At 73.5% G+C, this 19,187-nt stretch carries 18 protein-coding genes; 12 read left to right on the top strand and 6 right to left on the bottom strand.

Annotated features, from left to right (window positions below):
• Positions 1–8: 8 nt before the first annotated feature.
• Positions 9–689: a potassium channel family protein gene (locus ACI79K_RS02490; protein ID WP_456587761.1), complete on the bottom strand. Its 681-nt coding sequence runs from the start codon at positions 687–689 to the stop codon at positions 9–11.
• Positions 689–1,357 carry a potassium channel family protein gene (locus tag ACI79K_RS02485; RefSeq protein WP_456587762.1) on the bottom strand — a complete coding sequence of 223 codons (669 nt, stop codon included), beginning with the start codon at positions 1,355–1,357 and terminating at the stop codon, positions 689–691. The genes ACI79K_RS02490 and ACI79K_RS02485 overlap by 1 nt, the downstream gene beginning before the upstream one ends.
• Before the next feature lie 175 nt (positions 1,358–1,532).
• Between ACI79K_RS02485 and ACI79K_RS02480 the strand changes: the two genes are divergently transcribed.
• The 8 genes from ACI79K_RS02480 (at position 1,533) to ACI79K_RS02445 (ending at position 9,432) form a co-directional block, all read left to right on the top strand.
• On the top strand, positions 1,533–3,578 hold the full coding sequence (locus ACI79K_RS02480) for an APC family permease (RefSeq protein WP_456598872.1): 2,046 nt from the start codon (positions 1,533–1,535) through the stop codon (positions 3,576–3,578).
• Between the two features lie 94 nt (positions 3,579–3,672).
• On the top strand, positions 3,673–4,983 hold the full coding sequence (locus ACI79K_RS02475) for a class I SAM-dependent RNA methyltransferase (RefSeq protein WP_456598883.1): 1,311 nt from the start codon (positions 3,673–3,675) through the stop codon (positions 4,981–4,983).
• A 67-nt stretch (positions 4,984–5,050) separates the two neighbouring features.
• Positions 5,051–5,281 carry a DUF4177 domain-containing protein gene (locus ACI79K_RS02470; protein ID WP_456587765.1) on the top strand — a complete coding sequence of 77 codons (231 nt, stop codon included), beginning with the start codon at positions 5,051–5,053 and terminating at the stop codon, positions 5,279–5,281.
• An 87-nt stretch (positions 5,282–5,368) separates the two neighbouring features.
• Positions 5,369–5,737 (top strand): hypothetical protein, encoded by a 369-nt coding sequence (locus tag ACI79K_RS02465; RefSeq protein ID WP_456587766.1) that lies wholly within the window; start codon positions 5,369–5,371, stop codon positions 5,735–5,737.
• 161 nt (positions 5,738–5,898) lie between these two features.
• Complete coding sequence (gene dxs, locus ACI79K_RS02460) at positions 5,899–7,818, top strand: 1-deoxy-D-xylulose-5-phosphate synthase (protein WP_456598871.1); 1,920 nt, start codon at positions 5,899–5,901, stop codon at positions 7,816–7,818.
• Positions 7,815–8,099, top strand: a complete 285-nt coding sequence (locus tag ACI79K_RS02455; protein WP_456596430.1) for a thiamine-binding protein — start codon at positions 7,815–7,817, stop codon at positions 8,097–8,099. The genes dxs and ACI79K_RS02455 overlap by 4 nt, the downstream gene beginning before the upstream one ends.
• 80 nt (positions 8,100–8,179) lie before the next feature.
• Positions 8,180–8,761, top strand: coding sequence for a SigE family RNA polymerase sigma factor (locus ACI79K_RS02450; protein WP_456598870.1), 582 nt, complete (start codon positions 8,180–8,182; stop codon positions 8,759–8,761).
• The gene (locus tag ACI79K_RS02445; RefSeq protein ID WP_456587770.1) at positions 8,758–9,432 is read left to right on the top strand and encodes a hypothetical protein; all 675 of its coding nucleotides are present in this window, start codon (positions 8,758–8,760) and stop codon (positions 9,430–9,432) included. Before ACI79K_RS02450 ends, ACI79K_RS02445 begins: the two co-directional genes overlap by 4 nt.
• 111 nt (positions 9,433–9,543) lie before the next feature.
• Here the strand turns inward: ACI79K_RS02445 and ACI79K_RS02440 are convergent, their stop codons facing one another.
• Entirely contained in the window at positions 9,544–10,134 is a 591-nt protein-coding gene (locus ACI79K_RS02440) for a TetR family transcriptional regulator (protein ID WP_456598869.1), read from the bottom strand.
• A gap of 78 nt (positions 10,135–10,212) precedes the next feature.
• On the opposite strand from ACI79K_RS02440, the gene ACI79K_RS02435 reads away from it, so the two are divergent.
• Entirely contained in the window at positions 10,213–10,617 is a 405-nt protein-coding gene (locus tag ACI79K_RS02435; RefSeq protein ID WP_456598868.1) for a VOC family protein, read from the top strand.
• Positions 10,618–10,752: 135 nt separating this feature from the next.
• Here the strand turns inward: ACI79K_RS02435 and ACI79K_RS02430 are convergent, their stop codons facing one another.
• Both ACI79K_RS02430 and ACI79K_RS02425 read right to left on the bottom strand, forming a co-directional pair.
• A complete protein-coding gene (locus tag ACI79K_RS02430) occupies positions 10,753–12,840 on the bottom strand; it encodes a 3-hydroxyacyl-CoA dehydrogenase NAD-binding domain-containing protein (RefSeq protein ID WP_456598867.1) in 2,088 nt (695 codons plus the stop codon).
• Entirely contained in the window at positions 12,837–14,042 is a 1,206-nt protein-coding gene (locus ACI79K_RS02425; protein ID WP_456587774.1) for a thiolase family protein, read from the bottom strand. The genes ACI79K_RS02430 and ACI79K_RS02425 overlap by 4 nt, the downstream gene beginning before the upstream one ends.
• A 220-nt stretch (positions 14,043–14,262) precedes the next feature.
• Here ACI79K_RS02425 and ACI79K_RS02420 point away from each other — a divergent pair, with 220 nt between their 5' ends.
• The 3 genes from ACI79K_RS02420 (at position 14,263) to ACI79K_RS02410 (ending at position 17,607) form a co-directional block, all read left to right on the top strand.
• Positions 14,263–15,357, top strand: a complete 1,095-nt coding sequence (locus tag ACI79K_RS02420) for a sugar ABC transporter substrate-binding protein (protein ID WP_456598866.1) — start codon at positions 14,263–14,265, stop codon at positions 15,355–15,357.
• 146 nt (positions 15,358–15,503) lie between these two features.
• Positions 15,504–16,310: an ATP-binding cassette domain-containing protein gene (locus ACI79K_RS02415; protein WP_456598865.1), complete on the top strand. Its 807-nt coding sequence runs from the start codon at positions 15,504–15,506 to the stop codon at positions 16,308–16,310.
• A 10-nt stretch (positions 16,311–16,320) separates the two neighbouring features.
• The gene (locus tag ACI79K_RS02410; RefSeq protein WP_456598864.1) at positions 16,321–17,607 is read left to right on the top strand and encodes a sugar ABC transporter permease; all 1,287 of its coding nucleotides are present in this window, start codon (positions 16,321–16,323) and stop codon (positions 17,605–17,607) included.
• Between the two features lie 195 nt (positions 17,608–17,802).
• Here ACI79K_RS02410 and ACI79K_RS02405 read toward each other — a convergent pair whose 3' ends face one another.
• Positions 17,803–18,930 carry an HRDC domain-containing protein gene (locus ACI79K_RS02405; protein WP_456598863.1) on the bottom strand — a complete coding sequence of 376 codons (1,128 nt, stop codon included), beginning with the start codon at positions 18,928–18,930 and terminating at the stop codon, positions 17,803–17,805.
• Between the last annotated feature and the right edge of the window lie 257 nt (positions 18,931–19,187).

Genomic DNA, 19,187 nt, shown 5'->3' with positions numbered 1-19,187 from the left:
TCGCTCGTTCAGCGGTCGGTGCGGCCCGGGCCGTCCGGCGCGAAGACGTGCTGCAGCTCCTCCTCGGTGTCGCCGTGCGACACGAACAGCAGCTCGTCGCCGGACTCCAGCGGTTCGTCCGGCGACGGGGTGATGACCCGGTCGCCGCGGAGGATCGTCGTCAGCACCGTCTCGCGGGGCAGCGGCACCTCGCGCAGGGCGTGGCCGACCCAGGGGGTGTCGTCGCCCAGGGTGATCTCCACCAGGTTGGCCGCGCCCTTGCGGAAGCTCATGAGCCGGACGACGTCGCCCACCGACACGGCCTCCTCGACCAGGGCGGCCAGCACCCGGGGGGTGGAGACGGCGACGTCGACGCCCCACGCCTCGGTGTAGAGCCACTCGTTGCGCGGGTCCTTGACCCTGGCGACCACGCGATTGACCGCGAACTCGGTCTTGGCCAGCAGCGAGACGACGAGGTTGGCCTTGTCGTCGCCGGTCGCGGCCACCACGACGTCGCAGGTGGCCAGCTGCGCCTCCTCCAGCGAGGAGACCTCGCAGGCGTCGGCCTGCACCCACTCCGCGCCGGGCACCGACCGGGTGCGGACCTTGCGGCTGTCCTTCTCGATGAGCATGACGGTGTGGCCGTAACCCAGGAGTTCCCCCGCGATGGACCGTCCCACTGCGCCGGCCCCGACGATCGCGACCCGCATCAGTGACTCCCCTCCTGGGGGCCGCGCTCGACGACCTCGTGCACGCGTGCGGTCAGCTCGTCGGTGACGGCGACGACGAGCTGGTCGCCGTCCTGGAGCACCGTGACCGGCGTGGGCAGCTGGGCTTCACCGAAGCGGACCAGCCAGGCCGCGCGGGCCCCGGTGGCCGCCTCGAGGGCGGCGAGCTTGCGCCCCACCCAGGCGTCGGTGACCGTCACGCGCACCAGCAGCACCTTGCCGGTGGGCTCGCGCCACAGCTCGCTCACCTTGACCGAGAGGAGTTCGCGCAGCAGCCGGTTCACCGTCCAGGGGACGGTGGCGACGCTCGGGATGCCCATGCGCTCGTAGACCTCGGCCCGCTTGGAGTCGTAGATGCGGGCCACGACGTGCTGGACGCCGAAGGTCTCCCGCGCCACGCGGGCCGAGATGATGTTGGAGTTGTCGCCGCTGCTGACCGCCGCGAAGGCGCCCGCGGAGTCGATGCCGGCGTCCAGCAGGGTCTGCCGGTCGAATCCGAGGCCCTTGATCTGGCGCCCGGTGAACTCCGGGCCGAGCCGCCGGAAGGACTCGGGGTCCTGGTCGATCACGGCCACGCTGTGCCCGATCTGCTCCAGGCGCCGGGCGATGGCCGAGCCGACACGGCCGCAGCCCATCACGACCACGTGCACGCGCGTCACTCCCGCAGATCTCCGGCGGCGCCGGCGCGGACCGCCCGCGCATCACCGGTCGCGAAGCTACACCCGCGCACGGTCCGCCAGCGGGCAGGACGCCGGTATCCCCCCGTCGGGGCGAGGTGCGCCGAGTCACGCCCGCGGGCCTCCCGCACGTCCGTACCATCGCGCCGTGCCAAGCCTGTCCGACCTCGGACAACTCCCGAAACGCCTCGTCCTCGGCCGCCCCGTGCGCAGCGACCGGGCGGGGGAGTCCCTGCTGCCCAAGCGGCTCGCGCTGCCGATCTTCGCCAGCGACCCGCTCTCCTCCGTGGCCTACGCCACCCAGGAGATCCTGATCGTGCTGACCCTGGCGGGCACGGCGTTCCTCTACCTGGCCCCCTGGCTCGCGCTGCTCGTCGTGCTCCTGCTGATCACGGTGGTGCTCTCCTACCGGCAGGTGGTGCGTGCCTACCCCTCCGGTGGCGGCGACTACGAGGTCGCGATGAAGAACCACGGCCAGTTCGCCGGCCTCGTCGTGGCCAGCGCGCTGCTGGTCGACTACGTGCTCACCGTGGCGGTGTCGGTCTCGGCCGGCACCGACAACATCATCTCCGCCTTCCCCGCGCTCAACGAGCACCGCGTGGCCATCGCGCTGGGCCTGGTGGCGATCCTCGCGGCGGCGAACCTGCGCGGGCTGCGCGAGTCGGGCCGGACCTTCGCGCTGCCGACGTACATGTTCGTGGCCGGGATCATGATCATGATCGTCACCGGCCTCATCCGGGACTTCTTCACCGACAACCCGGTCGTCGCCGAGAGCGCCCAGTACTCGATCACCCCGGAACCCGGTTACGAGCAGGTGGCGGGGCTGGCGCTGGTGTTCTTCGCGCTCCGCGCCTTCGCCTCCGGCTGCACCGCGCTGACCGGGGTCGAGGCGATCGCCAACGGCGTTCCGGCGTTCCGGCCGCCGAAGAGCCGCAACGCCGCCACGACGCTCGCGCTCATGGGCGGGCTGGCCGCCTTCATGTTCGCCGGGGTCACCGCGCTGGCCCTGCTCGGCGACGTCAAGTACACCGAGTTCCCCTGCGACCTGGTGGGCTTCACCGCCTGCGAGACCGAGCCGCAGCGCACGGTCATCGCCCAGCTGGCCGCGGCGACCTTCGGCGGCGACACCTCGGTCGGCTTCTACTACATCCAGGCCGCCACCGCGCTCATCCTCATCCTGGCCGCCAACACCGCGTTCAACGGCTTCCCGCTGCTGGGATCGGTGCTGGCCCAGGACCGCTTCCTGCCCCGGCAGCTGCACACCCGCGGCGACAAGCTGGTGTACAGCAACGGCATCCTGCTGCTGGCCGGCTTCGCCGGGCTGCTGATCGTCGTCTTCGAGGCCGACGTGACCCGGCTGATCCAGCTCTACATCATCGGGGTGTTCACCAGCTTCACCATCGGCCAGTGGGGGATGGTGCGGCACTGGAACCGGGAGCTGCGCGCGGAGGACGACCCCGTCACCCGCCGGCGCATGCGCCGTTCCCAGGCGATCAACTTCGTCGGCGGGTCGCTCACCACCGTCGTGCTGCTGATCATCGTGGTCACCAAGTTCACCCGCGGCGCCTGGCTGGTGCTGCTGGCCATGCCGGTGCTGTTCCTCCTGATGAGAGCCATCAACCGGCACTACTCGAACGTGTCTCAGCAGCTGGAACCCGACACCGACGCCCGCACGCTGCCGAGCAAGGTGCACGCCGTCGTCCTCGTCTCCAGGGTGCACAAGCCGACGTTGCGCGCGCTGGCCTTCGCCCGGGCGACCCGTCCCGACGCGCTCACCGCGCTGACGGTCAACGTCGACGACGCCGAGACCTGGGCGCTGCAGGCCGACTGGCAGCGCTACGACATCCCGGTGCCGCTGACCGTGCTGGAGTCGCCGTACCGGGAGATCACCCGCCCGGTGCTCGACTACGTCAAGAGCATCCGGCGGGACAGCCCGCGCGAGCTCGTGGTGGTCTTCGTGCCGCAGTACGTCGTCGGCCACTGGTGGGAGAACGTCCTGCACAACCAGAGCGCGCTGCGGCTGCGCGCCCGGCTGCAGTTCCAGCCGGGGGTCATGATCACCACGGTGCCGTGGCAGCTGGAGAGCACCGCCGGGCACGACGACGACGCCGACGGGCGGCGCGGCGGGCCCGCGCCCGGTGACCTCCGGCGGGGCTACACCGACGACGAGATGGACGTGACCCCGTATGGATGAAGGACCCCGTTCTCCTCACCCCTCGCAGGCTCGGGGCGAGCCTCGGGACGGGGCCGCCGCTGCCCCCCGCCCCACGCAGGCTCGGGGCGGGGCCCTGCAGCGGGGCCGCAGGCGCACCGCGGCCAAGGCGCCCGACGCTCCCAAGGGCCTGGGATGGCTCGGGCGGGAGTTCGAGGTCGAGGTCGGTCCGGTCGCGCACGGCGGGCACTGCGTCGCCCGGCACGAGGGCCGGGTGGTGTTCGTCCGGCACACCCTGCCGGGCGAGCGGGTGCGGGTCCGGGTGACCGAGGACCGGCACCCCGGCTTCTGCCGCGCCGATGCCGTCGAGGTGCTGGTCGCGGCACCGGGACGGGTCGAGCGCCCCTGCCCGTACAGCGGCCCCGGGAAGTGCGGCGGCTGCGACTGGCAGCACGTGGAGCCGGCCGAGCAGCACCGGCTCAAGGCCGCGGTGGTACGGGAGCAGCTGGTCCGGCTCGGCAGGCTCGACCCCGAGGACCCGGTGGTGGCCGGCCTCGCCGTCGAGGAGCTGCCCGGTGGCGCCCTGCGGTGGCGCTCGCGGGCCCGCTTCGCCGTCGACCACGGCGGCGCGCCCGGCCTGCGGCGGCACCGGTCGCACGACGTGGTGCTCCTCGACGACTGCCCGATCACCGTGGAGCCGGCGGCGCGGGCGGTGCTCGGACGGCGCTGGCCGGGGGCGGGCGCGGTCGACGTCTCGGTCGACTCGGCGGGCACGGTGACCACCGCCCGGCTGGACCGCCGGGGCCGGGTGCAGGCCACCGAAGTGCTGCGGGCGGGGGAGGAACTGCCCGCGGAGCCGGCCGGCCGCGCCGAGCGGCGGGCGGGCGGGCGCGACTGGGAGGTCGAGGGCACCGGCTTCTGGCAGGTGCACCCGGCCGCGGCCGACGCGCTCGTCGCGGCGGTGGCGGAGTTCGCCGCGGCGGGTCCAGGGGAGCTCGTCCTCGACCTCTACGCCGGCGCGGGCCTCTTCGGCGGTGCTCTCGCCCCCGCCGTCGGCGAGCAGGGCCGGGTGGTGTGCGTGGAGCAGGACCCGGGCGCCTGCGCCGCGGCCGACGCCAACCTGGCCGCGCTCCCGCAGGCCGAGGTGTGGCAGGGCGAGGTGGACGCCGACGGGCTGGCGGGCCTGCTCGCCGAGCTCGGCGCCGCGCCCGACGTCGTCGTCCTGGACCCGCCCCGCGCCGGTGCCGGGACGGCGGTGAGCCGGCTGCTGGCCGGCAGCGGCGCCCGCGCCGTCGTCTACGTGGCCTGCGACCCTGCCGCGCTGGGCCGGGACGTCGCGGCGTTCGGGGAGGCCGGCTACCGGCTGGCCGCGCTGCGCGGGTTCGACGCCTTCCCGATGACCGCCCACGTGGAGTGCGTGGCGCTGCTGGTGCCGGCCGGTCGGTGACCGCGACGGAACCGCCTCCCGTCCTGCTGCCGTCACCCGCCGGACGCCCATTGGATACCGTCTCCCTGTGCCCACGTGGGAATACGCCTCGGTCATCACCGCGAACGACGCCGAGTCGCAGCGGGCCGGAGTGAGCGTCAAGCTCCCCGGCGGTCAGTCGGAACGGCAGCAGGGCGACACCAGCTCGGTGCTCAACAAGCTCGGTGCCGAGGGGTGGGAGCTCGTCAGCTACCACTCCAGCGGTGCCGGCACCTGGGGGTTCGAGCAGTTCTGGCTCAAGCGGCAGGTCGGCTCCTGACGACGGCGCCGCCCGCCGGCTGACGCGGGCACCCGGGCACCGGCACGCCGTCGAACGGATGTTCGACCGGTGCGGCAGACTGGCGCCGTGGACAGGACGCTGCCGCCGGGCTGGCCGGAGGAGGTGCGCCCACCCGGCGCGCCCGACTGGGAGCGCACCGCCGTCGCCTGGCTGTTCGACCTCGTCCCGCCGGACTACCGCGCGCACGAGGTGCTCCGCCGGTATCCCGTGCTGCTGGCCCGGTTCGCCGGGGACCACGTCGCCGCCGGCCTCGAGGCCGCCCGCGCCGGCTGGCGCACCCTGCGCGTCGAGCTCGCCGACCAGCTCCCGCCCGAGGCCATCGAGGCGGCGATGGGTGCCTACGAACGGGAGGGTGCCCGGCTGGCCGCCGCCGCCCGCGGGGTGGAGGTGGTCGGCGGTGCGCTGCGGGGTGAACGGTGGGTTCCCCGGCTGTGAGCGCGGGGTGAGCGACGAGTGGAGCCCCTGTGGAGCGAACCGGGGCGCTGTGAGCTGCATCCGCAGCACCCGCTCGACCGGAAGTACCCGTGAAGCGCAGCTACAGTGGGTCGGCGGCTGCTCAGCAGCCTCCGCCCAGACCGAGAGGACACCGCCGCACCGTGCCGCTCCTGCGATCGCTGCGGGGTCCGGAGGACCTTCGAGCCCTTCCCCCCGAGCAGCTGCCCGCCCTCGCGGCGGAGGTCCGTGACGCCCTGGTCACCAGCGTGGCCAGGACCGGGGGGCACCTCGGCCCGAACCTCGGCTGCGTCGAGCTGACGATCGCCCTGCACCGGGTGTTCGACTCCCCGCGCGAGCCCATCGTCTTCGACACCGGCCACCAGTCCTACGTGCACAAGATGCTGACCGGCCGGGTCGAGGGCTTCGAGCGGCTGCGCCAGCGAGGTGGGCTCTCCGGATACCCCAGCCGCGCCGAGAGCGAGCACGACTGGGTGGAGAACAGCCACGCCTCGACGTCGCTGTCCTACGCCGACGGCCTGGCCAAGGCCTTCGCCATCCGCGGTGACTCCCGCCCCGTCGTCGCGGTGATCGGGGACGGCGCACTGACCGGCGGCATGGCCTGGGAGGCGCTGAACAACATCGCCGCGGCCCAGGACCGCCCGGTCGTCATCGTGGTCAACGACAACGGGCGCTCCTACTCGCCCACGATCGGCGGGGTCGCCGACGCACTCGCCACCCTGCGGCTGCGCCCCGGGTACGAGGAGGCGCTGGCCGCCGTCCGGCAGGCGCTGCACCGGGCCCCCGTCGTCGGCACCAAGCTCTACGACGCGCTGCACGCGATCAAGAAGGGGCTGAAGGACGTCCTGTCACCGCAGGGCATGTTCGAGGACCTCGGCATGAAGTACGTCGGCCCGGTCGACGGTCACGACGTCGAGATGATGGAGTCCGCGCTGCGGCGGGCCCGCTCGTTCGGTGGGCCGGTGATCGTGCACGCCGTCACCACCAAGGGCTTCGGCTACCCGCCGGCCGAGACCGACCAGATCGACGCCTGGCACGCCACCGGCGTCTTCGACCCCGACAGCGGGACCAGCGCCCGCAAGACCGGGCGGCCCTGGACGGACGCCTTCGCCGACGAGCTGGTGCGGGTCGGCGCCGAGCGTCCCGACGTCGTCGCCATCACGGCAGCGATGCTGCACCCGACGGGGCTGGCGCCGTTCGCCGAGCGGTTCCCCGAGCGCACCTTCGACGTCGGCATCGCCGAGCAGCACGCGCTCACCTCCGCCGCCGGGCTGGCGATGGCCGGGATGCACCCGGTGGTCGCGGTCTACTCCACCTTCCTCAACCGGGCGTTCGACCAGCTGCTCATGGACGTCGCGCTGCACCGCCAGCCGGTGACGGTGGTGCTCGACCGCGCCGGGGTGACCGGTGAGGACGGCGCCTCGCACAACGGCATGTGGGACATGTCGATCCTCTCGGTCGTCCCGGGGTTGCGGCTGGCCGCGCCGCGCGACGAGGCCACCCTGCGCGAGGAGCTGCGCGAGGCGGTGGAGGTCTCCGACGGGCCGTCGGTCGTGCGGTTCCCGAAGGGCTCCCTGCCGGCGGACATCCCGGCGGTCGAGCGGCGCGGGCCGGTCGACGTGCTGCGCCGCGGCGAGCGGCGGGACGTGCTGCTGGTCGCCGTCGGTTCCATGGTGCCGATGTGCCTGGCGGTCGCCGAGCGCGCTGCCGACCACGGCATCGAGGTGACCGTCGTCGACCCGCGGTGGGTGCTGCCGGTCTCCGAAGAGCTGCTCGAGCTCGCCGCCGGCTCCCGCCTGGTGGTCACCGTCGAGGACGGGGGTCGCGCCGGGGGAGTGGGGACCACGCTCTCCCAGGCGCTGCAGGACCGGGACGTGGACGTGCCGGTGCGCACCCTCGGCCTGCCGCAGCAGTTCTTCGAGCACGGCAGCCGTGGCCAGGTGCTGGCCGACGCGGGGCTGACCGAGCAGGACGTCGCCCGCCGGATAGCCGAGTGGACGGCCCGGCTCGCCGAGTCCCGCGACGAGCACGTCGTCGAGTCGGTCGAGGAGGGCCGGCGATGACCGTCATCGCCGAGATCCAGGTGGCGCCGTCGCCGCCCGGCACCGCGGAGGACCCGCACGCCCACGTGGAGGCGGCGATCGCCGTCATCCAGGCGTCGGGGCTGCGCTACGAGGTCGGGGCGCTCGGCACGACCCTCGAGGGCGAGGCCGACGAGGTGTGGGCGACGCTGCGGGCCGCGCACGAGGCGATGCTCGCGGCCGGCGCCGCCGGTGGGCTCTCGCACATCAAGGTCGCGTCGGTGAACCGCACGATGGAGAGCCTGACCGCCAAGTTCCGCTGAGTCCGTCCGGCGGGGCCGGCGGTCATGCAACCTCCGCGACGCCGGTTCCGTCTTCCAGTCATGCACGGAACGGACATGCCGTGAGGACGGCTCGGGACGAGGCGTTCCACGACTTCGTGGTCCGCCACCGCGGTGACCTGCTGCGGACCGCGACCATGCTGGCCGCGGGGGACACCCATCTCGCCGAGGACCTCGTGCAGATCGCCCTCACCCGGCTCTACCTGGCCTGGCACTGGGTCCGCGCGCCCCAGGCCCGCCTGGCCTACGCGCGACGCATCCTCGTCAACACCCTGGTCGACGAGTCACGACGCCCGTGGCGGCGACGCGAGCGCTCCCACGGAGAGCTCCCCGACGTGGCGGCCGACCACGCGCCCGCCGAGACCGACGACCGGCTGGGCCGGGTGGGGGCGGCGCTGGCCGAGCTCCCGCCGCGGATGCGGGCCGCCGTCGTCTTCCGCTACCTGCACGAGCTCAGCGTCGCGGAGACCGCGGACGTCCTGAACTGCTCGCAGGGCACCGTCAAGAGCCAGACCTCGCGCGCGCTGGAGCACCTGCGTCGCGCGCTGGGTGCGGCCCCGGTGCCGGATGCCACACCCGATCGGGCGGGTCCGGTACCCGTCGACGACAACCGCACCGCCTCGACCTGCGGGAGGAACCGGTGAACCTCTCCGCGCTGCTCCGCGAGGCCGCCGCCTCGGTCGACACCACCGTGCGACCCGAGACCGTGCGGGCCGACCTCGCCCGCGGTCGTCGTGCGCTGGCCCGTCGGCGGGTCCGGCGTTCCGGCGTCGCCGGGCTGCTCGCGGCCGGCGCGCTGGCCGGCGCCGCTCTGCTGGGCGGCGGTGCGGTGCCGCCGTCCGCGCCGCCGGACGAGCCGCCCCGGATCGCGACGGCCGGGATCGCGCTGGTCGACTACACCGGTGTCCAGCCGGCCGGCTTCGTGGTGGACGCGGTGCCGCAGGGGTGGGTCGTGCAGGGGGTCACCGAGCACGCGCTCACCATCGCGCCGGCCGACGCGGAGAACACCGACCCGGCGCAGTACGCGGGAAAGCTGACCGTGCTGCTGCGCTCGACGCACGCTCCCGCCCCGTCCGGGGGAGTGCCGGTCCGTGTCGGGACGACCGACGGCGTGGTCGTGGACGGCGGTGTCGATCCGGACTCGCCGGGAGCCGTCGACATCGGCGTCGAGCACCTGCTGCACTACGTCGACCCGGTGACCGGCCAGCCGGTCGCCGTCCAGGTCCCGCGGGCGCTGGGCTGGTCGCCGGAGCAGGCCGCCCGCTTCGCCGAGGGGGTGCACATCACCGAGGAGGCCGTGCGCGGCGTCGGGTGAGCCGCTCCTGACCGGAGGGGGCTGAGCGGTCGGTCCCGGCGCGCCGGGCGGTACGGGACCGGGCACGGGCGTCCCACCCCGGGCGTCGCAGCACGGCGGGCGGGTGCCGGTTCAGTCGCGGCGCAGGGCGCGGAGCATGTCGCACAGGGGCGCCCAGGCCTCCTCGATCGCCGCGGCCGTGTCCGGCTCCGCCGCGATCCACAGCGCGGCCTCGTTCATGGCCCCCGACAGCAGGGCTGCGGTGGCGCCAACCGGACGGTCCCCGAGCCGGCCGGCGTCGTGCAGCTGGGTGAGCGCCTCGGCCAGCAGCCGCCCCGACCCGGCGGCGTCCGCCGTCCGCCACTCCTGCCAGCCGAGGACGGCGGGCGCGTCGACGAGCACGATCCGCCGCATCCCCGGCGCGGAGCTCGCCGCGAGGAACGCCCGGCAGCCCGCCTCGAGCCCGCGCCACGGGTCGGTCTCCGCCTCGGCTGCGGCTGCGACCGCATCGGCCACCCGCAACTGGACGCCGCTGACCACGGCGCGGAACAGCTCGGCCTTGCCCGCGTAGTGGTGGTAGACGGCGCCCCGCGTGACCCCGGCCGCCGCGGCGACCGCCTCGAGGGCCACCCGGGCGTACCCGTCACGGGCGAACAGCTCGGTGGCCGCCTCCAGCACGCGTGCGGCGGTGGCCTCGCTCTCCTCCCGGCTGCGTCGTGGCACCGGACCTCCTTGTATACGTACAGCGTGCAGGTATAACGTCGGCGACACTTACCGACAGACTGTACGTAAGGAGCCGTCATGTCCGTGACGAGCGTGTACCCCGTGCTGATGAGCCACGACGTCGAGGCGACCGCAGGGTTCTTCCGGCAGCACCTCGGCTTCCAGCCGACCTTCGAGTCCGACTGGTACGTCAGCCTCCGGCGGGAGCGCTGGGAGCTCGCCGTGCTCGATCCCGACCACCCGACCGTGCCGGCGTCCCACCGCGGCGCGGCTGCCGCCGGGGTGCTGGTCAACATCGAGGTCGACGACGTGGACGCCGAGTACCGCCGGCTCGTCCTCGACGCCGGGCTCACCGCGGTGCTGCCGCTGCGCACCGAGGCGTTCGGGCAGCGGCACTTCGTGCTCGCGGGCCCGGAGGGCGTGCTGGTCGACGTCATCACGGTGATCCCGCCCTCGGAGGAGTACGTCGACAGCTACCGCTGAGCGGTGGCGGACGACGAACGGCCCCGCGCGTCGTCGTCGACGTGCGGGGCCGTGCGTCCTGGCTCACCGTGTGGGGTCCTGGCTCAGCGCTGACCGTGAGCCAGGACCCGGAACGATCAGGTCACCTGATCATCATCACGCGGGGAGGGAGGCCACGCCCTGGGGGAGGAACCGCGAGCCGGTGACCTTCTCCGAGACGCCGGTGCGGTCCAGGTAGGCCGAGATGCCGCCCAGCCAGAACGGCCACCCCGCACCCAGGATCATGCACAGGTCGATGTCCTGCACCGCCTGCACGACGCCCTCGTCCAGCATCAGCCGGATCTCCTGCGCCAGCGCCTCCGCCGCGCGGTCGTGCACCTGCTCCGCGGTGAGCGGCTGGTCGCCGGCGAAGGCGTCCGCCAGCTCCGGGTCGACGACGCCCGGCTCGACGAAGACGCTCGACTTGCCGAGCTCGACGACCCGCTTGAGCCCCTCGCCGACGGCGAACCGGTCGGGGAATGCCTCGTGCATGCGCTCGGCGACGTGCAGCGCGACCGCGGGGCCGACGAGCGAGAGCAGCTCGAACGGCGTCATGGGCAGGCCCAGCGGGTCGAGCGCCCGCTCCGCCACCTCGACCGGCGTCCCCTGCTCCACGGCCGAGGTGACCTCGCCCAGGAACCGGGTGAGCAGCCGGTTGACCACGAACGCCGGGGCGTCGGCCACCAGCACGCAGCTCTTCTTCAGCGACCTGCCCACGGCGAAGGCGGTGGCCAGCGTGGCGTCGTCGGTCTGCTCGGCGCGCACGACCTCCAGCAGCGGGAGGACGGCGACCGGGTTGAAGAAGTGCAGGCCGACCACGCGCTCGGGGTGCTCGAGCTTGGCGGCCATCTCGGTCACCGACAGCGCCGAGGTGTTGGTCGCCAGCACGCAGGTCTCGGACACGACCGCCTCGACCTCGGCGAACACCTGCTGCTTCACCGACATCTCCTCGAAGACCGCCTCGATGACGAGGTCGGCGTCGGCGAAGACGTCCTTGGACAGCGAGCCGGTGACCAGGCCCTTGAGCTGGTTGAGCTTGTCGGAGCTGAGCCGCCCGCGCTGGGCCAGCTTGTCCAGCTCGCCGTGCACGTAGGCCACGCCCTTGTCCACGCGCGCCTGGTCGATGTCGGTGAGCACCACCGGCACCTTCAGCTGGCGCACGAAGAGCATCGCCAGCTGCGAGGCCATCAGCCCGGCGCCCACGACACCGACCTTGGTGACCTTCCGGGCCAGCGACTTGTCCGGCGCGCCGGCCGGTCGCTTGGCCCGCTTGTTCACCAGGTCGAAGGAGTAGAGCGAGGCCCGCAGCGGGTCGCTCATCAGCAGCTCGGTGAGTGCGTCGTCCTCGGCGGCGGTGCCGGCGGTGAAGGCCTCGCCCTCGACACCGGCCCGCGCCAGGTCGAGCAGCTCGACGGTGCGGACGGCGCCGGGGGAGGCGTTGCGGGTGCGGGCCGCCACGATGCCGCGGGCGCGGGTGATCGCGTCGTCCCAGGCCGAGCGGTCGACCTCGGGCCGGGAGACCGCCACCGAGCCGTCGAGCACGCCGACGGCCCACTCGATCGACCGCTCCAGGAAGTCGGCCGGCTCGAACAGGGCGTCGGCGATGCCCAGCTTCGCCGCCTTCGGCGCCGGCGTCATCTTGTTCTGCGCCAGGGCGTTCTCGACGATGACGGTGACGGCGGCGTCGATGCCGATGAGGTTCGGCAGCAGCTGGGTGCCGCCCCAGCCGGGCACCAGCCCGAGGAACGCCTCGGGGAAGGCGACCGCGGCCGTGCCGCTGATCGTCCGGTAGTGGCAGTGCAGCGCCAGCTCCAGGCCGCCGCCCAGCGCCACGCCGTTGACGAACGCGAACGTCGGGATCGTCGAGTCCTTGAGCCGCCGGAACACCCGGTGGCCGGTCTCGGCGATCTGCCGTGCCGTCGCCTCGTCGGTCACCGACGGGACGCCGGAGAGGTCGGCGCCGACGGCGAAGATGAACGGCTTGCCGATGACGGCGATCGCCGCCGGGGCCGGCGTGTGCGCCGCGACCTCGTCCAGTGCGGCGTCCAGGGACGCGAGGCCGCCCGGGCCGAAGGTGGAGGGGCGGGTGTGGTCGTGCCCGTTGTCCAGGGTGATCAGCGCGATCTCCCCGGCCAGGCCCGGGTGGGTCACGAACCGCACCAGGGCGCGCGTCACGACCTCGTTCTCGAAGACGGCGTTCGTCACTTCTGGAACCCCTCCCAGTTCGGGTTCTCCCAGATCACGGTGGCGCCCATGCCGAGGCCGACGCACATGGCGGTCAGCCCGTAGCGGACGTCGGGCCGCTCGGCGAACTGGCGGGACAGCTGGGTCATGAGGCGGACGCCGGAGGACGCCAGCGGGTGGCCGACGGCGATCGCGCCGCCCCACGGGTTGACGCGCTCGTCGTCGTCGGCGATGCCGAAGTGGTCGAGGAACGCCAGCACCTGGATGGCGAAGGCCTCGTTCAGCTCGAACAGGCCGATGTCGGAGATGGAGAGGCCGGTGCGGGCCAGCGCCTTCTCGGTCGAGGGCACCGGGCCGATGCCCATGACCTCGGGCTCGACGCCGGCGAAGCCGTAGCCGACCAGGCGCATGCCGATGTCGAGGCCCAGCTCCTGGGCGACGTCCTCGGCCGCGAGCAGGCAGCCGGTGGCGCCGTCGTTGAGACCGGCGGCGTTGCCGGCGGTCACGTGCCCGTGCGGGCGGAACGGCGTCTTGAGCGTGCCCAGACCCTCGAGGGTGGTCTGCGGCCGCGGCGGCTCGTCGACGGTGGCGACGCCCCAGCCGTGCTCGGCCGAGCGGGTCGCCACGGTCACCAGCTCCGGGCCGATCTGCCCGTTGGCGACGGCCTTGGCGTACTTCTGCTGGCTGGCCAGCGCGAACGCGTCGGCGCGCTCCTTGGTCAGGTGCGGGAACCGGTCGTGCAGGTTCTCGGCGGTGGAGCCCATGACCAGCGCGGAGGGGTCGACCAGCTTCTCGCTCACGATCCGCGGGTTCGGGTCCACGCCCTCGCCCATGGGGTGGTTGCCCATGTGCTCGACGCCGCCGGCGATGGCGACGTCGTAGGCGCCGAAGGCGATGCCGGACGCGGTGGTGGTCACCGCGGTCATCGCGCCGGCGCACATGCGGTCGATCGAGTAGCCGGGGACCGTCTTCGGCAGCCCGGCCAGCAGCGCGGCCGTGCGGCCGAGGGTCAGGCCCTGGTCGCCGATCTGGGTGGTGGCGGCGATGGCCACCTCGTCGACCCGGTCGGCCGGCAGCGCCGGGTTGCGGCGCAGCAGCTCGCGGATGCAGCGGACGACCAGGTCGTCGGCGCGCGTCTCGGCGTAGATGCCCTTCGGACCGGCCTTGCCGAAGGGGGTGCGCACGCCGTCGACGAAGACGACCTCACGCAGCGAGCGGGACATGGGACCTCCGCAGGAGTTCGTAGCGGGCCCGGTGGGGCCCGTCCGGCTAGAAGTTACCCGTCGGTAACCGGCGGGCCAAGCGCGGCACGGACCCGATCGAGGGGGTTCCGGATCACGGTCCGGCAACGGCCTCAGGGTGTGCTTGCGGTCACAAGCAACGGATGCGCAAGATGACCCGCCGGAATTTCTCTGCAACCCCAACGAAATAGAGGTCCCTCTCATGGCGCGACGGCGCACGGTGACGACGGCGATCGCTGCGGCCCTGGTCTTCGGGCTGGCCGCGTGTGGTGGCGACGACAGCGGCGGCAATGGTGGCAGCGGTGGCGGCAACGGCGGTGACGCCGCCGGCAAGATCGGTGTCATCCTCCCCGACACCGCGTCCTCGGCCCGCTGGGAGTCCGCGGACCGCCCGCTCCTCGAGGCCGCCTTCGACGAGGCCGGTGTCGAGTACGACATCCAGAACGCGCAGGGCGACGCCCAGCGGATGGCCACCATCGCCGAGCAGATGATCACCGAGGGCGTCACCGTCCTGGCGATCACGAACCTCGACTCCGCTTCCGGCGCGGCGATCCAGCGCCAGGCCGAGCAGCAGGGCGTGCAGACGATCGACTACGACCGGCTGACCCTCGGTGGGGAGAGCGACTACTACGTCTCCTTCGACAACGTGCAGGTCGGTCGCCTGCAGGGCGAGGGCCTGGCCCAGTGCCTGGGTGACGAGCCGGCGAACATCGCCTTCCTCAACGGATCGCCCGACGACAACAACGCCACCCTCTTCTCGCAGGGTGCGCACGAGGTCCTCGACCCGATGGACCAGTACACCGTCGTGGCCGAGCAGGCCGTCCGCGACTGGGACAACCAGGAGGCCGCCACGGTCTTCGAGCAGATGTACACCCAGGCCGGCGGTGACATCCAGGGCGTGCTGGCCGCCAACGACGGCCTGGCCAACGCGGTCGTGTCGATCCTGGCCCGCAACAACGTCGCCGGGCAGGTGCCGGTGACCGGTCAGGACGCGACGGTCGAGGGGCTGCAGAACATCCTCGCGGGGCGTCAGTGCATGACCGTCTACAAGCCGATCGAGGAGGAGGCCAACGCCCTGGCCGAGCTCGCGGTCGCCCTCGTCAACGGCGAGGAGCCCGAGGTGGAGGGCTCGGTCGAGGACCCCGAGGGTGAGCGCGAGGTGCCGGCGGTGCTGCTCGAGCCGGTCTCCATCTTCCGGGACAACGTGAACCAGGTCATCGAGGACGGCTACCAGTCGGCCGAGGACGTCTGCACGGGCGAGTACGCGGCTGCCTGCGAGGAGCTCGGCATCTCCTGAGCCGGTCCGGCCGGGGCGCCCACCAGTCGGGCGCCCCGGCCCTCTGCCGCCCGCCCTGCGGGTCCCCGGCCACCCGCGGACCCCAGGGCACCAGACTGTCTCCCTCCGGCCCCCGACGGGCCGGCCCCCTGCGGAAGGACGCATCGGTGTCCGCACTCGAACAGAGCCCGACCACCACGACCTCGGACCAGCCCACGCTCAGCCTGCGCGGGGTCAACAAGAGTTTCGGGGCCGTGCAGGTCCTGCACGACGTCCACCTCGACGTCTACCCCGGCAAGGTCACCGCGCTCGTCGGTGACAACGGCGCGGGCAAGAGCACGCTGATCAAGTCGATCGCCGGCATCCACCCGATCGACTCCGGCACCGTCGAGTTCGAGGGCCGGCCGGTGCAGCTGCACGGCCCGCGCGACGCGGCGCGCCTGGGCATCGAGGTCGTCTACCAGGACCTCGCGCTGGCCGACAACCTCGACGTCGTCCAGAACATGTTCCTCGGCCGGGAGCGCAAGCGTGGCATCGTCCTGGACGAGGCCTCGATGGAGGAGGCCGCGCGGGACACGCTCACCAAGCTGTCGGTGCGCACGCTGAAGTCGGTGCGCCAGCTGGTGTCCAGCCTCTCCGGTGGGCAGCGGCAGACGGTCGCCATCGCCAAGGCCGTCCTCTGGGAGTCCAAGCTGGTCATCCTGGACGAGCCCACCGCCGCGCTCGGCGTCGCGCAGACCCGTCAGGTGCTCGACCTGGTCCGCCGCCTCGCCGACACCGGCCACGCCGTCGTGTTCATCACCCACAACATGGTCGACGTGTTCGAGGTCGCCGACCGGGTCGCCGCCCTGTACCTGGGTCGGGTCGCCGCGGACGTCCCCATCTCCGAGGTCGACCGCACCCAGGTCATCGAGCTGATCACCTCCGGCCGCTCCGGCGAGCTGGGGCTCGCGCCGGACGCGCTCGAGGACTGAGAGGACTTCCATGTCGAGCAACACCCTGACCGCCGCGGAGGCGAGCGGGCCGCACAAGCCGGCCGCCGGCTTCGAGGGCGACCGGCAGGACAACTCCCTGGGCGGCGCCGTCCGCGGCTACGTGAACAAGCTGCGGGCCGGTGACCTCGGCGCGCTGCCGGCCATCCTGGGCATCGTCGTCCTGGGGATCCTGTTCACCGTGCTGCGGCCGGACACGTTCCTGACGCCGATCAACCTGGCCAACCTGCTCACCCAGGCCATCCCGATCACGGTGCTGGCGATGGGCCTGGTCTTCGTCCTGCTGCTGGGCGAGATCGACCTCTCCGCCGGCGTCGTGAGCGGTGTCTGCGCCGCCGTCCTCGCCCAGCTGCTGGTGCAGGCGGACGTGGCCTGGTACGTCGCCGTGCTGGCCGCGGTCGCGGTCGGCGCGCTCATCGGGCTGTTCACCGGCAGCCTCGTCGGCATCGTCGGGATCCCGTCCTTCGTGGTCACCCTGGCGCTGTTCCTGGGCTGGCAGGGCGTCACCCTCTGGCTGATCGGCCAGGGTGGGACCGTGCCCGTCCGGGACGAGGTCATCGTCGGCCTGATCAACCAGAACCTCCCGGTCGTGTGGGGCTGGGTGCTGGCGATCGGGGTCGTGGTGGTCTACGCCGTCGCCGAGCTGTGGCGGTGGCGCAGCCAGCGGGCGCGGGGGCTGGCGCACCAGTCGCTGATCGTCGTCCTGCTCCGCGTCGCGGTCATCTCGGCGGTCGTGCTGGCGGCGACGGCGATCCTCAGCGTCGACCGGGCGCTGGCCGCCGCGATCGACCTGCAGGGCATCCCCTACGCGGTGCCGATCGTCATCGTGCTCCTGCTGCTGCTCACCTTCGTGCTGAGCCGCACCAGCTACGGCCGGCACATCTACGCGGTCGGGGGGAACGCGGAGGCGGCGCGGCGCGCGGGTATCAACGTCACCCGCATCCGGGTGAGCGTCTTCGTCCTGTCCTCCAGCCTGGCGGCGCTCAGCGGCATCTTCGCCGTCTCCCGGCTCAGCTCGGTCACCCCGGACGCCGGTGCCGGGAACACCCTGCTCTACGCGGTGGGGGCCGCGGTGATCGGTGGCACCAGCCTCTTCGGTGGGCGTGGCCGGGCCCGGGACGCCGTCCTGGGTGGGCTCGTCATCGCGATCATCGCCAACGGGCTCGGGCTGCTGGGGGTGGCCGCGTACCTCAACTTCATCATCACCGGCGGGGTGCTCCTGCTCGCCGCGGGCGTCGACGCGCTCGCCCGCCGACGGGCCGCCACGGCCCGACGATGACCCCTGCCGCCCGCCGTGCTCAGCGCCGGCGGGCGGCAGGTGACCACGCCGGCGCCGGCGTCGTCCGCACCCCGCGGGCGGCGCCGGCGTCGTCGTTCGTCCTCCTGACCCCGGCGCAGGGACCTGCCCTCCTGCGGCCCCGGCGCAGGGACCCACCGCGAGCGTGCGAGCGGTGGGGGGCGTCGGGGTCCTTCCTCAGGCGCGGGTGATCGCGTCGGCGAGCAGGTCGCGGGTGAGCTCGATCTGCCACTCGCGGGCGCCGCCGGCCCGCAGCGCATCCGCCACGGCGCCGGGCTCCCGAGGCTCCGGCGGGCTCCACATCAGCCGGCGCACCAGGTCGGGGGAGAGGATGTTCTCCACCGGCACGGCATGCTTCTCCGACAGCTCGGCGAGCCCTGCGCGGACCACCTGCAGCCGGGCGGCGGCCGCCGGATCGCGGTCGGCCCACCGGTTCACCGGCGGTGGCCCGTCACCGGGCCTGCTGTGCGGCGGCAGCTCGTCCTCCGGCAGCGCCTTGCCGCGGGCCAGCGCGTTGTACCAGTGCGCCACCAGCCGGCGGTTGGCCCGGCCGCGGAACACCGGCAGCTCCAGCAGGGCGCCCTCGTTCTTCGGGTCGGCCTGGACGGCGGCGACCATCGCCGAGTCGGGCAGCACCCGGCCGGGCGCGACGTCCCGCTTGCGGGCCAGCTCGTCGCGCGCCTCCCAGATGGCCTTGAGCATGCCGAGCTGGCGCCGGCTGCGCAGGCCGTGCACGCCCGAGGTGCGGCGCCACGGGTCCTGCCGGGGCGCCGGCGGGCCGGCGGCGAGGATCGCCTCGAACTCCTGCCGCGCCCACTCGGTCTTGCCCTGCTCCTCGAGGATGGCGGCCAGCGCGTCCCGCAGGTCGACCAGCACCTCCACGTCGAGCGCGGCGTAGACCAGCCACTCCTCGGGGAGCGGGCGGGTGCTCCAGTCGGCGGCGGAGTGCCCCTTCTGCAGCGAGAAGCCGAGCAGCGACTCGACCACGGCGCCGAGCCCGACCCGGGGCAGTCCCGCGAGGCGGGCGGCCAGCTCGGTGTCGAAGATTCGGCCGGGGACCAGACCGATCTCGGCCAGGCAGGGCAGGTCCTGGTTCGCCGCGTGCAGCACCCACTCGGCGTCGGCGATCGCCTCCTGCAGCACCGACAGGTCGGGCAGGGGGATCGGGTCGAGCAGGCCGGTGCCCGACCCGTCGCGGCGCAGCTGCACCAGGTAGGCCCGCTGCCCGTAGCGGTAGCCGGAGGCCCGCTCGGCGTCGACGGCGACGGGGCCGCGACCCGCGCGCAGTGCTTCGGCGTACTCCACCAGCTGGGTGGAGGTCTCGATGACCGGCGGCAGCCCGTCGCGGGGGGTCAGCAGCGGGGTCGGTTCGGGGGCCGCAGCGGCCGCCGGGTCCTCCGGTGGCTGGGGGGTGGGCTCGGTGCTCAGTTGCCGTCCACCTTCTCGCCGCTCCTCGTCTGTCGGTCACCGGCGCCCGGGCCGGGGTCCACCGCGGCCGACCGCGCCGATCCTGGGGAGGAGCACCGGCGCAACGGGCTCCGCGCCGCTGTGCCGCACCGATG

It is taken from the genome of Blastococcus sp. SYSU DS0616, assembly GCF_054051015.1.
Note: the sequence above shows the minus strand (reverse complement) of the source record. Positions and strands in the feature narration are given on the sequence as shown.

Coding starts and splice junctions, on each gene's coding strand:
- ACI79K_RS02410 (WP_456598864.1), top strand. CDS start 16,321: ATGTCGAGCAACACCCTGACCGCCGCGGAGGCGAGCGGGCCGCACAAG.
- ACI79K_RS02425 (WP_456587774.1), bottom strand. CDS start 14,042: ATGTCCCGCTCGCTGCGTGAGGTCGTCTTCGTCGACGGCGTGCGCACC.
- ACI79K_RS02490 (WP_456587761.1), bottom strand. CDS start 689: ATGCGGGTCGCGATCGTCGGGGCCGGCGCAGTGGGACGGTCCATCGCG.
- ACI79K_RS02420 (WP_456598866.1), top strand. CDS start 14,263: ATGGCGCGACGGCGCACGGTGACGACGGCGATCGCTGCGGCCCTGGTC.
- ACI79K_RS02455 (WP_456596430.1), top strand. CDS start 7,815: ATGACCGTCATCGCCGAGATCCAGGTGGCGCCGTCGCCGCCCGGCACC.
- ACI79K_RS02435 (WP_456598868.1), top strand. CDS start 10,213: ATGTCCGTGACGAGCGTGTACCCCGTGCTGATGAGCCACGACGTCGAG.